This is a genomic window from Shinella sp. HY16, assembly GCF_028534175.1.
Taxonomy (GTDB): domain Bacteria; phylum Pseudomonadota; class Alphaproteobacteria; order Rhizobiales; family Rhizobiaceae; genus Shinella.
Map to the genome: position 1 here is coordinate 382,229 of NZ_JAHYXL010000001.1, position 15,961 is coordinate 398,189.

Below are 15,961 nucleotides of genomic sequence, written 5' to 3' on the forward strand. Positions count from 1 at the left end.
ATGGCGCAGAACCGCTCGGACAAGCTGAAGCGTCTCGTCAGCGTGCAGCGCCATCTGGAGAAGATGGCGGAGATCGACCTTGCCAATACCACGCGCCAGCGCGAGGAGGTCAGCGAGACGATGGAGGTCGTCGCGGGCGCCATCAACTCGCTGGATCCGATCCATCGCGGCTTTTCGCGGCACTATTCCGGCCAGTACAGCAAGTTGCAGCAGCAGGACCAGATGCTGGCCAATGTGCAGCAGATGCACGAGATGCGCGTGGTGCGCGAGCGCACCAAGGGCGACCGCATGGAAGAGCATCGCAAGGAAGCCCGCAGCGCCGAGGAGCGCGAGGCCGCCGACAATTCGATCTACGACCTCATCGACCAGCACATCGCCTACAAGGGCAATGACGATTAGGTGGTTTTGGAATAAGGCGCTGTAAGGACAGGCGATTTCTCGCGGCCTTTTCAAGCTTGCGTCAATATGGATTTACTCTGCAGCCGCGTCACGACTTCGTCATCTGCCACCAGCCTCCCGTAAGGTTGAGCAGCGATAGTCGCATCAGGACGATGACGGGGTTTGCCGAAGCAGCCGCAGGTGCGGCGCGGGCGGATCTGCTGTCCTGAACGGTCAGAGGCCGGCGAACCGCCATGAGGACGGGTTCGGCTCACGAGGATCACCTGAAAGGCTCAAGGACGTGGCAATTTCTCCCCCCAGCGACCTGGTGCTCGATGTCGTGCGTGCTGCCGACCCGACCCAGGTTCAGGAAGCGCAAGCCAGGCTGAAGTCGAACAAGGCCGCCTTCGAGGCGACGAGCCTTGCCGAGGCCGGCGCAGGCTTCCAGGCCACCGTCGGCAGCATTCTCAACCGGGATGCGGCCGGCGCCCAGTCGGCACAAGGCGTGTCCGCCGTGGGCGGCAAGGCCGTGCCGGAGCATATGCGCAAGTTCGAATCGATGGTGCTGCAGAATTTTGTGAAGTCCATGCTGCCGACCGACAGCGAGGAAATGTACGGCAAGGGCACGGCCGGCGAAATGTGGCGCGGCATGATGGCCGATCAGCTCGGCGAGGCGCTTGCCAAGGGCGGCGGCATCGGCATTGCCGAAAGCCTTGCCAAGAGCAGCGGCATCGGCGCGGCTTCGCCCGAGAAGGACAAGAATACCGACCGTGTCGCAGCCGGCATGGTGCAGGCCCTGCAGCGGCAAGCCTTTGCCGATCTGACGCCGGGCATCAAAGAACACGAGACGAAGATCTAAGCGGAGAACAACAAAATGGAACAGGCAACCAACGAACTGCGGATCCGCACCGTCCTCGGCCGGCTCGAAACGATCATCGACAACGAGAACGACAATATCGGTCGTGATCCCGATTTCGATCTGCCAACCTCGAACGCCCACAAGAGCCGCTGCCTCTATGAGCTGGCGATGCTGACACGCGACGTGCGCCCTGACGAGGTGCCGCAGACCTTCTCCAGTCAGCTCGGCCGGGTGCGTGAAAAGCTCGCCACCAACGCCCAGCGCGTTTCCGCCCATCTGGAGGCCGTGCGCGAAGTCGTCTCTATCCTGAAGAATGCCGTGCAGGATCTCGAGGCGGACGGTACCTATTCGCAGGAGCAGTTCCGCCTGGGTTACGGCACATGATCAAGCTCATCGGCACCGGCGTCTGGATTCTCGCCATCACGCTCGCCTCGGTCTATTTTTCGCTGAAGATGGCCTCGGCCCCCAAGGTGGACACGGCCGCGGCCGAGCGCGAGGCGGCGCTGGAATTCGTCAGCGGATACACGACGACGGTGCCTGTGATCGGGGAGGGCGGCGTCAGTGGTTACCTGCTGACCAAGCTTGCCTACAAGGCGAACAAGGAGCTGGCGGCCAAGCAGACCGTTCCCCTGCCGCAGATGATCACCGACGAGCTTTATACGCTGCTCGTCGGCAAGAAGATGATCGACGTTGCAACGGTTGGCAGCTTCGACGTCGAGGCCTTCCGCGGTATCGTCAAGGAAGGGCTGAACCGCCGTTTCGGGGCGGAGGTCATAGCCGAGGTCTATGTCGAGCAGATCGACTACATCACCACCGCATCCGTGCAGGACCCCGCGCCCAAGCGTGGCCAGACGCTCGTCAAGGGCGAAGTTCCGGCCGGCAAACCGGCGGAGAAGAGCGGCGGCCACTAAGGCAATTCCGGCCGAAGGGAACCGGAGAGGCTTCAGGCGCTTAGCGCGGATACATGCATTCGTATGAGTCTGGCCGGCCGCCTCAGAGCAAGCCGGCCTTTGCCGTGTGACCGTCGTCCCGTACCATCACCGTGCCGGACAGCTTGTAGCGCAGCACATGATAGGCGAAGGCAGCCTGTGCCCTGTGCTGGGGCAGGCGCGACGGCGCCTTCATCAGCCGGTAGAACCAGCCGAGCCGGAACCGCCGAACGGCCTCGGGGATCGCGGGGGTGTTGCCGGCGAGCGCATCGAACAGCGGGCCGAGACTGAGCACCAGCCGTGCATGGCCGGGGCCGACATGCCGGTCGATCCATTTCTCCTGCGCCGGGCTACCCATGGAAACGAGCAGGATGTCGACATTCGCCTCCCGCACTCGCTCCATGATCGCATCCGACTGGCCCTGGTCGAAATGGCCGTCGGCAATGGGCAGGAACTCGTGCCAGGGCGTATGCTGGCGAAGAGTGTCCGCGGCGCGCACCAGCGTCTCGGATTGTGCACCGATCAGCGCAACGCGCATCGGTTTTGCAATGTAGGTGAGAAGCGCTGGAACGAAGGCGATGCTTGTCAGGTTCGCCGGGAACTTGCGGCCGTGGAACACCATGGAGGCGATATCGACGCCGTCGCCGTCGGGCAGCACGACCTGGCGCTCCAGTACGGAACGGTATTCCGGATCGCGCATCATCAGGTTGGCATTGCCGGCATTGATGAAGGCGATGACGCTTTGGCCGAAGGGCATGGTCGCCACCTCCTCCGCGAAGGCGAAGGCTTCCGCCCAGCCAAGATCGCAGACCGGCAGGCCGAGAATATCCCGCTGCGAGGCGGTGATGTTGCCGGACACGAGGTTCATGGCAAGGGTCCTTTCGAAACATCCGCAGACGGGCAGCGGCCTGTCTTCAAGGTCGTCATGACCTCGAAAGCGGCGGGTTCGACGGGATCTGTGGGATAGGGCGTCATGCTGTTCCCGCAAGGCTGCTATTGGTGCCTGCCGATTTAGCAAGTTCCCCTGAAAGGCCGTTTAAGGATTTCCCGAAAAGGCGGCGGACCGTGTTCACGCATTGCTAACCATGATGGTGCGCTGCCGATAAATTCTTTGAAAAACAACCATTTGAGTTTTCCTACTCCGGCTGCTTCAAGAAAAAGAATCCCGCAATCTGCGTCAAAAAAGGACTTTCTGCATGGCTGTGCGCGGTTCCGTCATGCCGCGGTCCTGCCTTTCATTGCTGACAGGAAAAAGCGCATTCGTCGGCCGGATCTGTGCTTTCCGGCAGGATATGCTTGAAATTATGCGTTTTGGACAGCATAGGGCGTTAAGAGGCCATCCCGCCGCGCGGGCGTCCCACTAGAGTGGGCGCACTTCATCCAGGGAGAGAAATGTGACCACCATTATCGATGGGAAGCAGGTTGCCGCTTCCGTGATTGACACCGTGAAGTCCGCTGCCGCTGCCCTGGAGAAGGATGCCGGCGTGAAGCCTGGTCTTGCCGTCATCATCGTCGGCGACGATCCGGCAAGCCATGCCTATGTCTCTTCCAAGAGCCGCATGGCCAAGGAATGCGGCTTTACCTCCATCCAGCATACGCTGCCGGAGCAGACCACGCAGGAGGAGCTTGCCCGCCTCGTCGAGACGCTCAACGCCGACGAGACCATCCATGGCATCCTGGTCCAGCTGCCACTGCCGAAGCACCTCGATTCCGAGCCGATCATCCAGTCGATCAAGCCGGAAAAGGATGTTGACGGCCTGCACGTCGTCAACGCCGGCAAGGTCGCGACGGGCGATCTCGAAGGAGGGCTCGTCTCCTGCACGCCGGCCGGCGCCATGGTTTTCGTACGCCGCACGCATGGCGAGGACTTGTCCGGCCTCAACGCCGTGGTGATCGGCCGCTCGAACCTCTTCGGCAAGCCGATGTCCGCTCTGCTCCTCGCCGCAAACGCGACGGTGACGACCGCCCATTCGCGCACGAAAGACCTCGCGGGCGCCTGCCGCAACGCCGATATCCTCGTTGCTGCTGTCGGCCGCCCGGAAATGGTAAAGGCCGACTGGGTGAAGCCGGGCGCGACCGTCATCGATGTCGGCATCAACCGCATCGCCGCGCCGGAAAAGGGGGAGGGGAAGTCCCGTCTCGTCGGCGACGTCGCCTTCGATGAGGTTGCCAAGGTTGCCGGCGCCATCACCCCGGTTCCCGGTGGTGTCGGTCCGATGACCATTGCAATGCTGATGGCCAACACGGTCATTGCCGCCTATCGCAAGGCCGGGCGCACGCCACCGAAGTTCTGAGCGGAAACATCATCGGTCCAGAGCGGCCCCTCATCCGGCCTGCCGGCCACCTTCCCCCCGCAAGCGGGGAAGAAGTGCCGCGCCGCCTTCTTCAGTCACTCGTCATTCGTGGGGGCGTCCCCTCTCCCCGCCTTGGGGGGAGAGGGTTCGGGTGAGGGGCAGGGCCCGGCGCAGTGCCCTCCTCAGAAGCCTACTTCCCCGCCGGCGCCGGGCCTGTCGAAGCGCGCACGATGAGGTCCGTCTTCCAGAGCTCCTGCTGTGGGAGCGTCTCGAGCGTCAGGATGTCGGCGATGAGGCGGCGGGCGATGCGCTGGCCGGCGGCACGCAGCGACGAGCGGGTCGTCGTCAGCGGCACCATGAAATTCTCCGGCTTCAGCATGGGCAGCACGTCGTCATGGGCGATGAGCGAAATGTCTACGCCGAGCTTCAGCCCTGCCTGGTTAATCGCCCGGACGGCGCCAAGCGCCAGGACCGTGCTGGAACACAGGACCGCGGTCGGCGGCGCTTCAAGCTGGAGGAAGCGCTCCATGGCGCGAAACCCGTGTTCGTCCGTCATTTGCGAATGCTGCACGCAGTCGTCGCGCAAGGTGAGGCCGTGCTCGGCAAGCGCCCGCTCCGTGCCTTTCTTGCGGCGGATCGAGAAGGCGAGATAATCCGGTCCGTTGATCAGCGCGAGATGCCGGTGACCGAGCTGCACCAGCAGCCGTGTCGCATCGTAGAAGGCGCCGGTGTTGTCGATGTCGAGATAGGGATAGTCCGTCGGCACGCCGATCGACCGACCGTGCACGACGAAGGGCGTCTTCAACGTCTTCATCATGGCAATGCGCGGGTCCTTCTCGCGCATATAGGCGAGGAACAGCGCATCCACATTGCCGCTCGCCACCAGCCGTCGGCAGGTGGCGACCTCTTCTTCCGGATGGCTCGGGTTGATGACGAAATGAAAGTCGTGTTTGACCGCCTCGTCGCCGAGGCCGGCGAGGAATTCGCCGAAATGCACGTCGGATTCGATGCCGTCGGCCGTCGGCATGACAAGGCCGATCGAGCCCGCCCGGCCCGTTGCCAGCCGTTGCGCCGCCCGGTTCGGCCGGTATCCAGTCTCGCGGACAGCGTCGAGCACGCGCTGGCGTGTCTCGGCATTGACCTCCGGATAACCGTTCAATGCTCTGCTCACGGTTGTCTGGGAGAGGCCCAGCAACTGCGATAATTGCTTGAGATTCACATGCTTAGCTTTCTTGAAACATTAAAAGCGCTTTGGATGTCTTCTCTTTTCGTTCCCTGGATGTGTCCCAAAGCGTTTTGGCATGTAACATCAGCAAATCATTTAGGAAAAGCGGATTTGGCCTTTTTGCGCCGCAAAACTACGCTGCACTGCGTTAAATCCTGCGTTTTTATCCACAAACCTCTGAGGGGTACTTGACGAAGCTCGGAAGGAAATGGGATGAAAGGAAATCCAAAGCGCTTTGAATTTTGGGGTATTTTAGAGAATGCCTGCCCCGGGAGAGGGCGGGTTTGCTATGGGAGGCAAATCTCGTGAAAAAGACATTGCTGATGACGGCCGTGCTCGCTCTTTTGATGGCGAGCGGCGCCGCTGCGGCCGACTTGAAATTCAAGCCGGGCGAGGATTCCAAGTTCAACTGGCAGAGTTTCGAGGATTTCAAGAAGGGCCACGACCTCAAGGGTCAGACGCTGACCATTTTCGGCCCCTGGCGCGGTGAGGACGAGGCGCTTTTCAAGATCGTCTACGCCTATTTCACCGAGGCGACGGGCGTCGAGATCAAATATTCCTCTTCCGAAAACTACGAGCAGCAGATCGTCATCGACACCCAGGCCGGCAGCCCGCCTGACGTCGCCATCCTGCCGCAGCCGGGCCTCATCGCTGACCTTGCCTCCAAGGGTTATCTGACCCCGCTCGGCGACGAGACCAAGCAATGGCTGCTCGACAATTACGCCGCCGGCCAGTCCTGGGTCGATCTTTCGACCTACAAGGGCAAGGACGGCAATGCCGCGCTCTTCGCCTTCCCCTACAAGATCGACGTGAAGTCCCTCGTCTGGTACGTGCCGGAAAATTTTGAAGATGCCGGCTACGAAGTGCCGAAGACCATGGAAGACCTGAAGGCGCTGACCGAGCAGATCGTCGCCGACGGCGGCACGCCCTGGTGCATTGGTCTCGGTTCCGGCGGCGCGACCGGCTGGCCGGCGACCGACTGGGTCGAAGACCTGATGTTGCGCACCGCTTCCCCGGAAACCTACGACAAGTGGGTAAAGAACGAGATCCCCTTCACCGATGCTTCGGTGGTCGGCGCGCTCGATGAATTCGGCTGGTTCGCCAAGAACGACAAGTTCGTCGATGGCGGCGCGGCGGCGGTCGCCTCCACCGACTTCCGTGACAGCCCGAAGGGCCTCTTCGCCTCGCCGCCGAAATGCTATCTGCACCATCAGGCGTCGTTCATCCCGTCCTTCTTCCCGGAAGGCACCGTTGTCGGCGAGGATGCGGACTTCTTCTACATGCCGCCCTATGCCAGCAAGCCGGAACTCGGCAATCCTGTGCTCGGCGCCGGCACGCTCGCCATGATCACCAAGGACACACCGCCCGCCCGCGCGTTCATCGAGTTCCTGAAGACGCCCATCGCGCACGAACTGTGGATGGCGCAGACCAGCTTCCTGACGCCCTACAAGAGCGCCAACAAGGAGGCCTATGCCAATGCGCCGATGAAGAAGCAGGGCGAGATCCTGCTCAATTCGACGACCTTCCGTTTCGACGGTTCGGACCTGATGCCAGGCAAGATCGGCGCGGGTGCATTCTGGACCGGCATGGTCGATTTCGTCGGCGGCAAGTCCGCGGCCGATGTCGCCGGCGGCGTGCAGAAGGCCTGGGACGCCATCAAGTAACATCCTGGCGAACCGGCCGGCAGCCGCCGGCCGGTTTTCCCGAGCATGCAAACGTGCAGCCGGACCATGCGGTGGCCAAGCCGCGTGAACAGTCGATGTGGCTTCGGAAGACGTCAAGCAAACACCTGAAGCGAAGGCCGCGCTGCACGAGAAGAAGCCGTAGGGGACTTTTCCAGGGGAGGGACTGCCGTGCAGCAATTGTTATTCGCCGTCTTCACGATGGTCGGGGGCGTTCTCGCCTGCGTCCTCTACTTCTTCGGGACGAATTTCCTGCTCGACAGGATGTTTCCCTCCAAGGGGCTGACGGGCGCTGAGGCTTCGAAGAACCTGCGCATCACCAATGCGATCCGGCCCTGGCTGTTCATGGCGCCTGCGCTCTTCGCACTGACGATCTACCTCGTCTATCCCGTCTTCGAGTCCGTTCGACTCGCTTTCCATGACCGCACGGGCCAGCAGTTCGTAGGCTTCAGCAATTTCGCCTGGATGATCAACGACGGCGAGTTCCGCCAGTCGATCTTCAACAATTTCCTCTGGCTGCTGGTGGTGCCGGCGCTCTCCACCTTCTTCGGCCTGATCGTCGCCGCGCTGACCGACCGCATCTGGTGGGGCAACATCGCGAAAACGCTGATCTTCATGCCGATGGCGATCTCCTTCGTGGGCGCCGCCGTCATCTGGAAATTCGTCTACGACTACCGCGCCGAAGGCTCCGAGCAGATCGGCATCCTCAATGCCATCGTCGTCGCCATGGGCGGCTCGCCCGAAGCGTGGATGACCATCCCCTTCTGGAACAACTTCTTTCTGATGGTCATCCTGATCTGGATCCAGACGGGTTTTGCCATGGTCATCCTCTCGGCGGCGCTGCGCGGCATTCCGGAGGAGACGATCGAGGCGGCCGTCATCGACGGTGCCAATGGTTTCCAGATCTTCTTCAAGATCATGGTGCCGCAGATCTGGGGCACGATCGCCGTCGTCTGGACGACGATCACCATCCTGGTGCTGAAGGTCTTCGACATCGTGCTCGCGATGACCAACGGCCAATGGCAGACGCAGGTTCTGGCGAACCTGATGTTCGACTGGATGTTCCGCGGCGGCGGCGATTTCGGGCGTGGCGCGTCCATTGCCGTCGTCATCATGATCCTGGTCATACCCATCATGATCTGGAACATCCGCAACGCCACCAAGGAAATGGAAGGCCACTGAGATGATCGCCTCGTCCCGTTCGCCGCTCGTCTTCGCCGTCCATCTTTCCGTCCTTCTGCTCGTCGCGCTCTGGACCCTGCCGACGGCGGGCCTCCTGATCTCCTCGCTGCGCGACAAGGACCAGCTCGCCGTCTCCGGCTGGTGGACCGCGCTTTCCACCTCTTCGCAGAACCTGACCGGCCGCGCTGCCGCCCCGGAGGCGCAGGTCGAGCGTGACGGCAAGTTCGTCATATCCGGCAATTTGCTGGAAGGCAGTGACGCAAAGGTCTCCGCCTTCGGCTTCCGCCCCTTGCAGCCGACCGCCTTCGAGGCCGGCGCTGCCGCCGATATCGGCGACGGCCAGACGCTGACCGTCAAGGAGGACGGTAGCTACGAGATCGTTTCGCCGACGAAGATGGAGGGCACGCGCGGCCAGCGCATCTTCTATACCGCCTCCGCGCCGCCGCGCTTTACCCTCGACAACTATCGCGAAGTGCTGAATGCCGAGGGCATCGGCAGGTCCTTCATCAATTCGCTCACCGTGGCGATCCCCGCAACGATCACCCCGATCCTCGTTGCCGCCTTCTGCGCCTATGCGCTCGCCTGGATGCCCTTTCCGGGCCGGGCGATCCTGATCGCTGTCATCGTCGGCCTGCTCGTCGTGCCGCTGCAGATGTCGTTGATCCCGCTGCTGCGGCTCTATAACGGCGTCGGCGCCTTCTTCGGCGTGCCGGCGAAGACCTATGTCGGTATCTGGCTCGCCCATATGGGCTTCGGCCTGCCGCTCGCGGTCTATCTCCTGCGCAACTACATGGCCGGCCTGCCGCGCGAGATCATGGAATCGGCCCGTGTCGACGGTGCGTCGGATTTCGATATCTTCGTGAAGATCATCCTGCCGCTGTCTTTCCCGGCACTCGCCTCCTTCGCCATCTTCCAGTTCCTGTGGACTTGGAACGACCTGCTCGTCGCCATGGTCTTCCTCGGCGCGGGCAACGAGGAGCTCGTTCTGACCGGGCGTCTCGTCAACCTTCTGGGCTCGCGCGGTGGCAACTGGGAAATCCTTACGGCGTCCGCCTTCATCACCATCGTCGTTCCTCTGATCGTCTTCTTCAGCTTGCAGCGTTATCTCGTGCGCGGCCTGCTGGCGGGCTCGGTCAAGGGTGGCTGACGAAGGCAGTTGCCACAAAAGCGTGAAGCGGTTTGCATTCGCAATCGCGTAAAAATCAAAGATGCACAGGACAAGCAGCATGACGATGTCGGATTCCACCCTTCTCGTACCGGACAAGGACTGGTGGCGTGGCGCGGTGATCTACCAGATCTATCCGCGCTCCTATCAGGATACCAACGGTGACGGGATCGGCGACCTCAGGGGTATTGCGGAGCGGCTTTCCCATGTCGCCTCCCTCGGTGTGGATGCGATCTGGATATCGCCCTTCTTCACCTCGCCGATGAAGGATTTCGGCTACGACGTCTCCGACTACCAGGACGTCGATCCGATCTTCGGTGCGCTCGCCGATTTCGATGCGCTGATCGCCGAGGCGCATCGCCTCAACATCCGCGTGATGATCGACCTCGTGCTGTCGCACACCTCGGACAAGCATCCCTGGTTCGTCGAAAGCCGTTCCCGGCGCACCAATCCGCGGGCGGACTGGTATGTCTGGGCCGATTCCAAACCGGACGGCACGCCGCCGAACAACTGGCTGTCGATCTTCGGCGGTTCGGCTTGGCAATGGGATCCGACGCGCCTGCAATATTACATGCACAACTTCCTGACCTCGCAGCCGGACCTCAACCTGCACAATCCGGAAGTGCAGGATGCGCTGCTCTCGGTCGCCCGCTTCTGGCTGGAGCGCGGCGTCGATGGCTTCCGTCTCGACACGATCAACTTCTACTTCCACGACAAGGAGCTGCGTGACAACCCGTCGCTCGCCCCCGAGCGCCGCAACGCCCAGACCGCGCCGGCCGTGAACCCCTACAACTACCAGGAACATCTCTACGACAAGAACCAGCCGGAAAATCTGGAGTTCCTCAAACGGTTCCGTGCGGTCATGGAGGAGTTTCCGGCCATCGCTGCCGTCGGCGAGGTGGGCGACAGCCAGCGCGGCCTTGAAATCGCCGGTGAATACACGTCCGGCGGCGACAAGATGCACATGTGCTACGCCTTCGAGTTCCTTGCGCCCGAACCGCTGACACCGGCCTTCGTTGCCGATACGCAGCATGCCTTGGAAAAGGCGGCGCCCGAGGGCTGGGTCTGCTGGGCCTTCTCCAACCACGACGTCATGCGCCATGTCAGCCGCTGGGGCAGCGCCGTCACCGATCATGAGGCCCATGCCAAGCTGCTGGCCAGCCTGCTGATGTCGCTGCGCGGCTCGGTCTGCATCTACCAGGGCGAAGAGCTGGCCTTGCCGGAAGCCGAGCTTGCCTATGAGGACCTGCAGGATCCCTACGGCATCCAGTTCTGGCCGGATTTCAAGGGCCGCGACGGCTGCCGCACGCCGATGGTCTGGGAAAGCACCGAGCTTTCCGGCGGCTTCAGCAAGGGAAAACCCTGGCTTCCGGTGCCGGCCGTTCATCTCGAGCGCGCTGTCGACATACAGGAGGGGGATGCGGCCTCGGTGCTTGCGCACTACCGGCGCTTTCTTGCCTTCCGCAAGGAGCACGTGGCATTGGTGAAGGGCGAGATTGCATTTCAGTCGGCCGAAGGCGCGATCCTTTCCTTCGTGCGCACGCACGGCAACGAGAAGGTTTTCTGCGCTTTCAACATGAGCCCGATCGCGCGCCTTGCGGACTTGCCTGATGGCACGCTGCAGGTTCTGGAGGGCCACGGGTTTGAAAGCATGATGCATGCGGAAAGCATCGAACTTCCGGCCTGGAGCGGGTTTTTCGCGCGCTTCGTGTAACCGGTCAGAACAATTCCGGCGAAAGTGGAAGGCGGGTCGCCTCCGGAACTGCGCCAAACAGGGACTATAGGGGAGAGAGACATGACAGGGCTGGTACTCAAGGATATCCGCAAGTCCTACGGCGCGGTGGATGTGATCCACGGCATCGATCTCGATATCAAGCAGGGCGAGTTCATCGTCTTCGTTGGCCCGTCCGGCTGCGGCAAGTCGACCCTGCTGCGCATGATCGCGGGCCTTGAGGAGATCAGCGGCGGCGAGATGACGATCGACGGCGAGCGCGTCAACGACGTGCCGCCTTCCAAGCGTGGTATCGCCATGGTGTTCCAGTCCTATGCGCTCTATCCCCACATGACCGTCTTCGACAACATGGCCTTCGGCATGCGCATCGCTGGCGAAAGCAAGGAGGAGATCGACCGGCGCGTGCGCTCGGCTGCCGATATCCTCCAGCTCACAAAATATCTCGACCGCCTGCCCAAGGCGCTCTCCGGCGGCCAGCGTCAGCGCGTCGCCATCGGCCGCGCCATCTGCCGCAATCCGAAGGTCTTCCTGTTCGACGAACCGCTGTCCAACCTCGACGCTGCCCTGCGCGTGGCGACGCGAATCGAGATCGCCAAGCTCAACGAGCAGATGGCCGACACGACGATGATCTACGTGACGCATGACCAGGTCGAGGCGATGACGCTTGCCGACCGCATCGTCGTGCTCTCGGCCGGCCATATCGAACAGGTCGGTCCGCCTCTGGAGCTCTACGAGCGCCCGGCAAACCTCTTCGTCGCCCGCTTCATCGGTTCGCCCGCGATGAACATCATTCCCGCGAAGATCACGGCGGCCGGCGCTTCGACGGAACTGGAGCTGACGGGCGGGCGCCGCTCCAGCGTCGACATCCCGACGGCGGCCTCCGAAGTCGGCAAGACCGCGAGCTTCGGCGTACGGCCGGAAGACCTTCAGATCACGACCGGCGAGGATTTCCTCTTCGAGGGTACGGTGTCGATCGTCGAGGCGCTCGGCGAAGTGACGCTGCTGTATATCGACGGTCTCGTGCAGGGCGAGCCGATCATCGCCAAGATCCCGGGCATCCTCGACGTCAAGCGTGGCGACCGGGTGCGGTTCACGGCGGACAAGGCGAAGCTGCATCTCTTCGATGCGGCCGGAAAGAGTTATCGCGCATCCTGAAGGCGAAGGGGAAGCGGCAGGATTTAGCCCTGCCGCTCAACCCGATGTTAAGCGTTGCTCCCCTAGGCTTTTGTCGAAAGCAGACAGTGCCGGGGGGCAGCAGGCCGATGGGTATTCAGGGATCCGTACCGCGTAACAACTACCTGAACAAGGAAGAGTCCTTCATGTACGATCGGGAGAAGAGCTTCCCGATGGAGGACACCTGCAACGAGGCGCGCATCGAGTTCACCGAGAACGGCGGTCTCGTCAACCTGGTCTCCCGCCGCTGCCTGATCACCAAATTGTCGCGCAGCGGTGCCGTCATCACGATGACGACGAAGTTCCAGCTGCCACGCAACTTCTACCTCGACATCGTCAGCGCCCGCCTGCCGATGATCGGTTGCCTGACGCAGCGCGTCTACACCAACGACATCGTCGAAGCGCGCTTCCTGCGCCTGCTCTCCGACAAGGATCTGCAACGCATCTTCGTCTATTCGACGCACCGGAACCATCACGGCCGGACGCTGGATATTTATAGCTGACGTTTTGGGGGCTGCCCCTCATCCCGCTGCCGCGACCTTCTCCCCGCAGGCGGGGAGAAGGGGAATGTGGCGATGCTTTCCCCAAACAATGAGCGGGGAGAGATAGTGGGGCTTGGCCTCTTGTTTCCTTCTCCCCGTTTACGGGGAGAAGGTGGCCGGCAGGCCGGATGAGGGGCGGCAGCGCCCCGCGCCATCAGGCAAACAGCACGCTCGCCCCATGATCGGCCGGTCCTGCGATGGCGCGGAAGGGTGCAAAAAGCTCGCGCCCCATGCCGAATTCGTTGCCCGAGAGATCGGCCGTCGCCTGCGGGCGGGCGGCGAACTCGGCGGCATTCACCAGAACCTCGATCGTGCCGTGGGTCGCATCCAGCCGGATGATATCGCCGTTGCGGATGCGGCCGATCGGGCCGTTGTCGACAGCCTCCGGCGTGACGTGGATGGCTGCCGGCACCTTGCCGGATGCGCCGGACATGCGCCCGTCGGTGAGTAGGGCAACGCGCTGACCGCGGTCTTGCAGGATACCGAGCACGGTGGTCAGCTTGTGCAATTCCGGCATGCCGTTCGCCTTCGGCCCCTGGAAGCGCACGACGGCGATGAAATCGCCCGTCAGCTCACCGGCCTTGAAGGCGACATTGAGTTCCTGCTGGTCGTGGAACACCTTTGCCGGCGCCTCGATGACATGGCGCTCCGGCTTTACCGCCGAAATCTTGATGACGGCGCTGCCGATATTGCCGGTCAGCATCTTCAGGCCTCCCGTGGGCTGAAAGGGCGTCTCGATATTGGCGAGCACCTTCGGATCGTGGCTGATCTTCGGCGAGCGTTCACGCACGACCGCGCCGTTTTCGCCGAGCTTCGGGTCGATCGTATAGGCCTGCAGGCCCCGACCGTAGACGGTGCGCACGTCGTCATGCAGCATGCCGGTCTTCAAAAGCTCCTGAATGAGGAAGCCCATGCCGCCGGCGGCGTGGAAATGGTTCACGTCGGCAAGGCCGTTCGGATAGACGCGGGCGAGCAGCGGCACCACGTCGGACAGCTCGGAAATGTCCTGCCAGGTGAGCACGATGCCGGCGGCGCGCGCCATGGCGAGAAGGTGCAGCGTGTGGTTGGTCGAGCCGCCCGTCGCATGCAGGCCGACGACGCCGTTGACGATGGAGCGCTCGTCGATCATTTCGCCGGCCGGGGTGAATTCATTGCCCTGTGCGGTGATGGCGAGCGCGCGCTTGGCGGCTTCCTTGGTCAGCGCGTCGCGCAGCGGCGTGCCGGGATTGATGAAGGAGGCGCCGGGCATATGGAAGCCCATGATCTCCATCAGCATCTGGTTGGAGTTGGCGGTACCGTAGAAGGTGCAGGTGCCGGGGCCGTGGTATGACTTCGACTCGGCTTCCAGCAGTTCTTCCCGGCCGGCCTTGCCTTCGGCATAGAGCTGGCGCACGCGGGCCTTCTCGTCGTTCGGCAGGCCCGAGGTCATGGGACCTGCAGGAATGAAGATGGCGGGCAGATGCCCGAAGGTGAGGGCCGCGATCGTCAGGCCCGGCACGATCTTGTCGCAGACGCCGAGATAGACGACCGAATCGAACATGTTGTGCGACAGGCCGATGCCGGCCGCCATAGCGATGAGGTCGCGCGAGAAGAGCGACAGTTCCATGCCCGGCTGGCCCTGCGTGACGCCATCGCACATGGCCGGCACGCCGCCGGCGACCTGCGCCACGCCGCCCGCCTCCCGCGCGGCCTCGCGGATCAGCGCCGGATAGGTCTCGAACGGCTGGTGGGCCGAGAGCATGTCGTTGTAGGAGGTGATGATGCCGAGATTCGGAACGCGGTCGCCGGCGAGCGCATCCTTCTCGGCGGGGGAACAGACGGCAAAGCCGTGCGCGAGGTTGCCGCAGGAGAGCACCGAACGGTGCACGCCCTTGGAGATGGCGGCGCGCACACGCGCGAGATAGGGTTCGCGATGCGGCTTCGAGCGTTCGACGATGCGGGCTGTAATGGCTTCGATGCGTTTATCGGCGGACATGGGAGCTATCCTTACCTCTCTCGATGGCATTTTCGCATGCGGCAACGCGCGGGAGAGCTGCGCTGTCCGCTTCAATCATCGGCGTTACGCGCCGGGTGAAACCGGTATTACCCGGCAGGGTGCTTCAGGGCGCCCAGTAGATATCGATCGGCGTTGCTGCGCGGCGCAGCATGGCGCGGATCGGCATGTCGCTTTCCGGTCCGTCGGCTTCTGCCGCGGCAAGCACGTCCTTCTTGCCCTGGCCCTCGATATGAAGCACCAGAAGGCGGGCATCCTGGAGGCTGGCGAAGGTGAAGGTGAGGCGGGTCTCGCCTGCGCCTTCCGCTTCCATGGTGATTACGCCACGCGGGGTTTCCGGCGAGATCGCCTCGGCAAGCCGACTGCCGCCGGGGAAGAAGGACGCGGTGTGGCCGTCCGTACCCATGCCGAGAATGGCGACATCGAAAGGATGGCCAAGAGCCTCGGCGTCCCCCGAAACGATCGTCGCGGCTTCCTCCGCACTGCCGGCGTCACGATAGAGCGGCAGGAAGCCTGCGGCCTTCGCCTTGCCCTGGAGCAGGTTGTCGGCGACGAGCTGGTGGTTCGAGCGCGGATTGTCCGCGGGAACGAAACGCTCGTCGACAAGGGTGATCGTCACCTTGCCCCAGTCGATGTCTCGGTTCGACAGTGCCTTGAAGAAGGCTTTTGGCGTCGAGCCGCCGGAGACCGCGATGCTGGCGCGGCCCCGGTTGGCAACGGCGTCGGCCAGCACGCCGGAAACCCGGTCTGCCAGTCCCTCGGCCAAGGCTGCGCCATCCCTGAATTCATGCAGTCTCGCGCTCATCG

At 62.8% G+C, this 15,961-nt stretch carries 15 protein-coding genes; 11 read left to right on the forward strand and 4 right to left on the reverse strand.

From position 1 onward, the window contains the following. The 4 genes from K0P03_RS01935 to K0P03_RS01950 all read left to right on the forward strand — a co-directional run bounded on the left by K0P03_RS01935 (position 1) and on the right by K0P03_RS01950 (position 2,148). Positions 1–399: a hypothetical protein gene (locus K0P03_RS01935; protein ID WP_024270947.1), complete on the forward strand. Its 399-nt coding sequence runs from the start codon at positions 1–3 to the stop codon at positions 397–399. A 280-nt stretch (positions 400–679) separates the two neighbouring features. Continuing rightward, positions 680–1,237, forward strand: coding sequence for a rod-binding protein (locus K0P03_RS01940; RefSeq protein WP_023515742.1), 558 nt, complete (start codon positions 680–682; stop codon positions 1,235–1,237). A gap of 15 nt (positions 1,238–1,252) precedes the next feature. After that, positions 1,253–1,621: a hypothetical protein gene (locus tag K0P03_RS01945; protein ID WP_023515741.1), complete on the forward strand. Its 369-nt coding sequence runs from the start codon at positions 1,253–1,255 to the stop codon at positions 1,619–1,621. Beyond that, positions 1,618–2,148, forward strand: a complete 531-nt coding sequence (locus K0P03_RS01950) for a hypothetical protein (RefSeq protein WP_272788755.1) — start codon at positions 1,618–1,620, stop codon at positions 2,146–2,148. The genes K0P03_RS01945 and K0P03_RS01950 overlap by 4 nt, the downstream gene beginning before the upstream one ends. 82 nt (positions 2,149–2,230) lie before the next feature. Here the strand turns inward: K0P03_RS01950 and K0P03_RS01955 are convergent, their stop codons facing one another. After that, a complete protein-coding gene (locus K0P03_RS01955; RefSeq protein WP_272788756.1) occupies positions 2,231–3,034 on the reverse strand; it encodes a WecB/TagA/CpsF family glycosyltransferase in 804 nt (267 codons plus the stop codon). A 526-nt stretch (positions 3,035–3,560) separates the two neighbouring features. Between K0P03_RS01955 and folD the strand changes: the two genes are divergently transcribed. Further along, a complete protein-coding gene (gene folD, locus K0P03_RS01960; RefSeq protein ID WP_023515738.1) occupies positions 3,561–4,460 on the forward strand; it encodes a bifunctional methylenetetrahydrofolate dehydrogenase/methenyltetrahydrofolate cyclohydrolase FolD in 900 nt (299 codons plus the stop codon). 190 nt (positions 4,461–4,650) lie between these two features. Here the strand turns inward: folD and K0P03_RS01965 are convergent, their stop codons facing one another. After that, entirely contained in the window at positions 4,651–5,679 is a 1,029-nt protein-coding gene (locus K0P03_RS01965; protein ID WP_037408163.1) for a substrate-binding domain-containing protein, read from the reverse strand. A 311-nt stretch (positions 5,680–5,990) separates the two neighbouring features. On the opposite strand from K0P03_RS01965, the gene K0P03_RS01970 reads away from it, so the two are divergent. The 6 genes from K0P03_RS01970 to K0P03_RS01995 all read left to right on the forward strand — a co-directional run bounded on the left by K0P03_RS01970 (position 5,991) and on the right by K0P03_RS01995 (position 13,122). Further along, positions 5,991–7,349 (forward strand): ABC transporter substrate-binding protein, encoded by a 1,359-nt coding sequence (locus K0P03_RS01970; RefSeq protein WP_272788757.1) that lies wholly within the window; start codon positions 5,991–5,993, stop codon positions 7,347–7,349. A 189-nt stretch (positions 7,350–7,538) separates the two neighbouring features. Next, positions 7,539–8,549 (forward strand): carbohydrate ABC transporter permease, encoded by a 1,011-nt coding sequence (locus tag K0P03_RS01975; RefSeq protein ID WP_050745439.1) that lies wholly within the window; start codon positions 7,539–7,541, stop codon positions 8,547–8,549. A gap of 1 nt (position 8,550) precedes the next feature. Next, a complete protein-coding gene (locus K0P03_RS01980; RefSeq protein WP_272788758.1) occupies positions 8,551–9,696 on the forward strand; it encodes a carbohydrate ABC transporter permease in 1,146 nt (381 codons plus the stop codon). Between the two features lie 79 nt (positions 9,697–9,775). Further along, positions 9,776–11,428 (forward strand): beta-galactosidase BglA, encoded by a 1,653-nt coding sequence (gene bglA / locus K0P03_RS01985; protein WP_024270949.1) that lies wholly within the window; start codon positions 9,776–9,778, stop codon positions 11,426–11,428. A gap of 81 nt (positions 11,429–11,509) precedes the next feature. Continuing rightward, the gene (locus K0P03_RS01990; protein ID WP_130516276.1) at positions 11,510–12,601 is read left to right on the forward strand and encodes an ABC transporter ATP-binding protein; all 1,092 of its coding nucleotides are present in this window, start codon (positions 11,510–11,512) and stop codon (positions 12,599–12,601) included. Between the two features lie 107 nt (positions 12,602–12,708). After that, positions 12,709–13,122: a hypothetical protein gene (locus K0P03_RS01995; protein WP_023511846.1), complete on the forward strand. Its 414-nt coding sequence runs from the start codon at positions 12,709–12,711 to the stop codon at positions 13,120–13,122. A gap of 193 nt (positions 13,123–13,315) precedes the next feature. On the opposite strand, the gene edd is transcribed toward K0P03_RS01995, so the two are convergent. Beyond that, positions 13,316–15,136 carry a phosphogluconate dehydratase gene (gene edd, locus K0P03_RS02000; RefSeq protein WP_023511847.1) on the reverse strand — a complete coding sequence of 607 codons (1,821 nt, stop codon included), beginning with the start codon at positions 15,134–15,136 and terminating at the stop codon, positions 13,316–13,318. Positions 15,137–15,260: 124 nt separating this feature from the next. Beyond that, positions 15,261–15,959 carry a 6-phosphogluconolactonase gene (gene pgl / locus K0P03_RS02005; RefSeq protein WP_272788759.1) on the reverse strand — a complete coding sequence of 233 codons (699 nt, stop codon included), beginning with the start codon at positions 15,957–15,959 and terminating at the stop codon, positions 15,261–15,263. Positions 15,960–15,961: the final 2 nt, after the last annotated feature.

Bases quoted from the DNA above. Each gene is read 5' to 3' on its own strand.
- K0P03_RS01990 (WP_130516276.1), top strand. From the start codon at position 11,510: ATGACAGGGCTGGTACTCAAGGATATCCGCAAGTCCTACGGCGCGGTG.
- K0P03_RS01935 (WP_024270947.1), top strand. From the start codon at position 1: ATGGCGCAGAACCGCTCGGACAAGCTGAAGCGTCTCGTCAGCGTGCAG.
- K0P03_RS01995 (WP_023511846.1), top strand. From the start codon at position 12,709: ATGGGTATTCAGGGATCCGTACCGCGTAACAACTACCTGAACAAGGAA.
- bglA (WP_024270949.1), top strand. From the start codon at position 9,776: ATGACGATGTCGGATTCCACCCTTCTCGTACCGGACAAGGACTGGTGG.
- K0P03_RS01945 (WP_023515741.1), top strand. From the start codon at position 1,253: ATGGAACAGGCAACCAACGAACTGCGGATCCGCACCGTCCTCGGCCGG.
- K0P03_RS01955 (WP_272788756.1), bottom strand. From the start codon at position 3,034: ATGAACCTCGTGTCCGGCAACATCACCGCCTCGCAGCGGGATATTCTC.
- K0P03_RS01980 (WP_272788758.1), top strand. From the start codon at position 8,551: ATGATCGCCTCGTCCCGTTCGCCGCTCGTCTTCGCCGTCCATCTTTCC.
- K0P03_RS01950 (WP_272788755.1), top strand. From the start codon at position 1,618: ATGATCAAGCTCATCGGCACCGGCGTCTGGATTCTCGCCATCACGCTC.
- edd (WP_023511847.1), bottom strand. From the start codon at position 15,136: ATGTCCGCCGATAAACGCATCGAAGCCATTACAGCCCGCATCGTCGAA.
- pgl (WP_272788759.1), bottom strand. From the start codon at position 15,959: ATGAGCGCGAGACTGCATGAATTCAGGGATGGCGCAGCCTTGGCCGAG.